Annotated in this window: 5 protein-coding genes and 1 pseudogene; 2 read left to right on the top strand and 4 right to left on the bottom strand. The window is 71.4% G+C overall.

Annotated features, from left to right (window positions below; translation table 11 throughout):
• The coding region (locus AB0M20_RS29110) for a sigma-70 family RNA polymerase sigma factor (RefSeq protein ID WP_364303514.1) at nt 1-407 on the bottom strand (407 nt) is incomplete at its 3' end.
• 292 nt (nt 408-699) lie between these two features.
• Here AB0M20_RS29110 and AB0M20_RS29115 point away from each other — a divergent pair.
• Nucleotides 700-1,488 carry a sporulation protein gene (locus AB0M20_RS29115; protein WP_364303510.1) on the top strand — a complete coding sequence of 263 codons (789 nt, stop codon included), beginning with the start codon at nt 700-702 and terminating at the stop codon, nt 1,486-1,488.
• Here AB0M20_RS29115 and dtd read toward each other — a convergent pair.
• Genes dtd through AB0M20_RS29130 form a run of 3 tightly spaced genes read right to left on the bottom strand, consistent with a single transcriptional unit; the run spans nt 1,485 to nt 2,854 of the window.
• Complete coding sequence (gene dtd, locus AB0M20_RS29120) at nt 1,485-1,907, bottom strand: D-aminoacyl-tRNA deacylase (RefSeq protein ID WP_364303511.1); 423 nt, start codon at nt 1,905-1,907, stop codon at nt 1,485-1,487. The genes AB0M20_RS29115 and dtd overlap by 4 nt on opposite strands.
• Nucleotides 1,907-2,545, bottom strand: a complete 639-nt coding sequence (locus AB0M20_RS29125) for a phosphotransferase (RefSeq protein ID WP_364303512.1) — start codon at nt 2,543-2,545, stop codon at nt 1,907-1,909. Before AB0M20_RS29125 ends, dtd begins: the two co-directional genes overlap by 1 nt.
• 18 nt (nt 2,546-2,563) lie before the next feature.
• Nucleotides 2,564-2,854: a hypothetical protein gene (locus AB0M20_RS29130; RefSeq protein ID WP_364303513.1), complete on the bottom strand. Its 291-nt coding sequence runs from the start codon at nt 2,852-2,854 to the stop codon at nt 2,564-2,566.
• A 61-nt stretch (nt 2,855-2,915) separates the two neighbouring features.
• Here AB0M20_RS29130 and AB0M20_RS29135 point away from each other — a divergent pair.
• Nucleotides 2,916-4,421 (top strand): annotated as a pseudogene (locus AB0M20_RS29135) (hypothetical protein); the annotation flags it as partial.

Below are 4,421 nucleotides of genomic sequence, written 5' to 3' on the forward strand. Positions count from 1 at the left end.
TAGCCCTTGGTGTAGTCGAACTTCTCGACCGCGCGGATCAGGCCGAGGTTGCCCTCCTGGATCAGGTCGAGGAAGGCCATGCCGCGGCCGGTGTACCTCTTCGCGATGCTCACCACCAGGCGGAGGTTGGCCTCCAGCAGGTGGTTCTTCGCGACCCGGCCCTCGCGGACGACGATCGCCAGCAGGGGCCGGAGGTCGTCGGACGCGTCCGCCAGCTTCTCCTCCGCGTACAGGCCGGCCTCGATGCGCTTGGAGAGGTCGACTTCTTGGACCGCCGTCAGCAGCTTGGTGCGCCCGATGCCGTTCAGGTACGCCCGCACCAGATCCGCGGACACCCCCCGCTCGTCGGTCGCGTCCAGATCGGCCAGCGGCTCGACACCGTCGGTCATGATGTTCTCGGCGGACATAACCGCCGCGGACTCCGTCGACTTCATCTGCAGGACCACCTCGAGTCCCCTCCCCGCGTTAACCGTGTCGTGCGTTCCCAGCCGCATTCGTGCCGGTGATCACAGCTTGGACCGGGGCGCGTTAAGCGGAGGTGAGGCAAGCGTCGTCGTGGCACTAATCCGGGAGAACCCTGAGGTCAAGTACCCGACAGGAGTGTCCGGATCGATATGACATATCCGGACCGATCACATGCCTTCACCCCTGGTGATCAGCCGATACTCTGTTGTCACGCAAATCGAGGAAAGGGCACACGTGGTCTTCAAGAAGCTGATGCAGGCGATGGGCGTCGGGGGACCGTCCGTCGAAACGGTGCTCGCCAACCCCAACTGCCGTCCCGGCGGTTACCTCGAGGGTCAGGTCCACGTGATGGGCGGCGAGCACGCCACCGACATCGAGTACGTGGCGGTCGGCCTGATCACCCGGGTCGAGGTGGAGAGCGGCGACAGCGAGTACAACACCGACCAGGAGTTCCACCGTCAGCGGCTGACCGGGTCGTTCCGGCTCGACCCGGGCGCCAAGCACGACATCCCGTTCCGCTTCGACGTGCCGTGGGAGACCCCGATCACCGAGGTCTACGGCCAGCATCTGCACGGCATGACCATGGGCCTGACCACCGAGCTCGAGGTGGCCCGCGCCGTCGACAAGAGCGACCTGGACGCGGTGGCGGTGCATCCGCTGCCGGCCCAGGAGCGCATCCTCGAGGCGCTGCTGCGGCTCGGTTTCCGGTTCAGCCGGGCCGACGTCGAGCGCGGCCGGGTGTACGGCGTGCAGCAGCAGCTGCCGTTCTACCAGGAGATCGAGTTCTACCCGCCGTCCGCGTACGCGAGCGGCATCACCCAGCTCGAGCTGACCTTCCTGCCGACGCCGCAGGTGCTGCAGGTGGTGCTCGAGATCGACAAGCGCGGCGGGCTCTTCACCGAGGGACACGACGCGTTCGGCCGCTTCGACATCGACTACAGCACCGTCGACCAGGTTGACTGGGCCGGGCAGCTGGACAACTGGCTGCGCCAGTCCGCCCAGCGCCGCGGGCTGTTCTTCTAGAGCTCGAGGAGGAGCGTGTTCGGACCCTCGTTCACGCTCTCCACCCGCATCTGCGTGCGGAAGCGCCCGGTCTCCACCGTCGCGCCGCGCGCCCGCAACGCGTCGACGAACGCCTCGACCAGGGGTTCGGCGATCTCCGCCGGGGCGGCGGCCGACCACGTCGGCCGTCGCCCTTTGCGTGCGTCGCCGTACAGCGTGAACTGGCTGACCACCAGCAGCGGCGCGCCCAGGTCGGCGGCCGACGCCTCGCCCGGCAGCAACCGCACCTCATGCACCTTGCGGGCCAGCGTGGCCGCCTTCTCCCCGGTGTCGTCGTGGGTGACCCCCACCAGCACCAGCAGGCCGGTCCCGATCGAGCCGACCACCTCGCCGGCCACCGTCACGCTCGCCCGGCTGACGGTCTGCACCAGTGCCCGCATCAGTCCCCCCGCACCCGCGCGATGGCCGACCTCAACGGCTCCGGCGTATCCATCCGCTGCTGGCGCATCCGCAGCGGGACCGCCTCGTCCAGGAGACGCCGCGGGTTGCCGGGAGCGACCTCCAGGAACACGTCGAGGAAGTCGGCGGCCGGCGCGGCCCAGGGATGGCTGCCGTCGGTCGCGACCTGGGCCACGATCAGCGCGCTCAACGCGGTGTCCAGGTCCGCCTCGCCGTCGCGGGCGTTGACCCAGTCGATCACGACCGGGCCGCGCGACGTCAGCATCACGTTCTCGGGGTGCAGGTCCAGATGCAGGATCCGGCGGGATCCGCCGGGCAGCGGCGGCAGCTCGTGCAACCGCCGTAGCAGGTCGGCCAGCATCCGGGCAGCGTCCCGCATGCCGATGCCGTCGCTCACCATGGCCTGGGCCATCGTCGGTCCGTCGAGGCGTTCCATCTCCATGTCGGAGCCGCTCGCACGGTGCACCTCGGGCACCGGATAGCCGAGCCCGCCGACATACCGCATCAGCTCCGCCTCGGCGGTGCAGTCGGTGACCCGCCGGTAGCGGCGCAGCACCCGATGGTCGTCCAGCGCGTACACATCGGCCTCCTGGCCGGAGGCCAGCGGGTGGTCCGTCACCCGCGCGAGGTTAGCCGATCAGCTCGCGTCCTCGCCCGCGCTCGTGTTGGCGACACCCGGGCCGGAGCGCGGCGGGGTCTTGAAGCTGTTCGGCCCGGCCGTGCCTCCGGTGGTGGTCGCGACGCCCGGGGTCTCGGTCGGACCGCCGTCGCGCAACTGCTCGGTGTCGGTGCCCGCGGCGAGGGTGCTGGACAGGCCGGCGTCGTCGTCGCCGTGCTCGGGCCGGTAGGTCCCCGGCTCGTCCAGGACGCCCGGACCGTACTCGCCGTGGCCGATCTCGCGCTCGACCTCTTCGCGCTCGTCACTCATGATCCAAGGGGTGCCCCCGGGCGGCTTACCCAAACGCCGCGGCGACCTCCATGATGGTGCGATGCCCTCCCGGTTGCGCTACTCCGACGCCGTCAAGCTGCTCGGCGGCTCGAGCCCGGCGGTCCAGGCGATCGACAACCTGCTCGGCGGCGCGCTGTCGGTGGCCACCCTGGGCGGCAGCGAGGCGGCGCTGAGTTTCTTCGACGCCAAGGCCGAGATGGTCCGGCTGGGGCGCATCGCCGCCGGCAAACTCCACGACGCGGTACGCGGACAGGGTCGCTATGACCGCAACCTGCGCCTGGAGGCCGCGCACGCCATCCTCGTGGTCACCGCCTTCTTCGAGGCGCTGGACGAGATCGTGGTGGCGGCCGAGTTCCCGCCACCGTCGCTCACCCGCGACGACCAGTTGGTGCTGGTCACCGGCACGCCGCTGGCCGGCGACTGGCTCGACGCCCTGCTCGGCGACTCGCTGCCGGCGCCGTCGCCGGAGACGACCTACGACACGCTGCTCGGCAACCTCCTGCAGTGGTACCGCTCCTCGGCCGAATGGTTCGGCCGGCACCTCACCGGGCTGGCCGAGTGGGACCGGGCCGACGAACGCGCCCGCCGAGCCGTGCGGACACTGGCGGAGGAACGGCTGCCGCAGCGAGCGGTGGCGCACTACGAACAGGCCCATCGTCGGCTGGCCGTGGACGTGCCGGAGTTCGCCGTGTGGGTGGACCGGGCCGAGTCGCGGGCGGTGGGCCGGGGACTGCTGGGGCTGGAGGCGGCGCTGCGCCGGGTCACGTCCGGTCAGGATCCGACCCGGCACCGGGCCGCGCTGGCCGCCTCGTACCGGGCCGAGCTGGACCGGCCGATCCTCGGCACCGACGGGGGCGGCCTGACCATCCCGCTTCTGGGTGACGCCTACGTGGACGCGCGCTTCCAGGCGAAGTCGTGCGGTGCCGGTTCGCGGCCGGCCGACTTCGAGTGGTGGGACGCCGAGCCGCGCGGCGACCTGTCCGCCTTCCTGGTGCGCTACCTGCTCACCCCGTGGGCGACGGTCGCGCCGATGCTCCTGCTCGGACACCCGGGCGCCGGCAAGTCGGCGCTGACCCGGATCCTCGCCGCCCGCCTGCCGGCCGCCGACTTCCTGGCGGTCCGGGTCGTGCTGCGCGAGGTGCCGGCCGAGGCGGAGATCCAGGACCAGATCGAGTACGCGCTGCGGAACGCGATCGGCGAGACGGTGGCCTGGGCCGACCTCGCCCGTGGTGCCGGCGGCGCGCTGCCGGTGGTGATGCTGGACGGCTTCGACGAGCTGTTGCAGGCCACCGGCATCCACCAGTCGGACTACCTGCGCCGGGTGGCCGAGTTCCAGCGTCGCGAGGCGGTGCAGGGCCGGCCGGTGGCGGTGATCGTGACCAGCCGGCTCGCGGTGGCCGACCGGGCGCGGCTGCCCGACGACGGGCTGGCGGTGCGGCTGGAGCCGTTCGACGACGAGCAGGTCGAGCGGTGGCTGACGAGCTGGGACGCGACCAACCGGCGGACGCTCGGCGCGCGCGGGCTGGAGCCGCTGCCGCTCGCGGTC

This window comes from Actinoplanes sp. NPDC051633 (genome assembly GCF_040681735.1).
Classification (GTDB): Bacteria; Actinomycetota; Actinomycetes; order Mycobacteriales; family Micromonosporaceae; genus Actinoplanes.

Coding starts and splice junctions, on each gene's coding strand:
- dtd (WP_364303511.1), bottom strand. CDS start 1,907: ATGCGGGCACTGGTGCAGACCGTCAGCCGGGCGAGCGTGACGGTGGCC.
- AB0M20_RS29130 (WP_364303513.1), bottom strand. CDS start 2,854: ATGAGTGACGAGCGCGAAGAGGTCGAGCGCGAGATCGGCCACGGCGAG.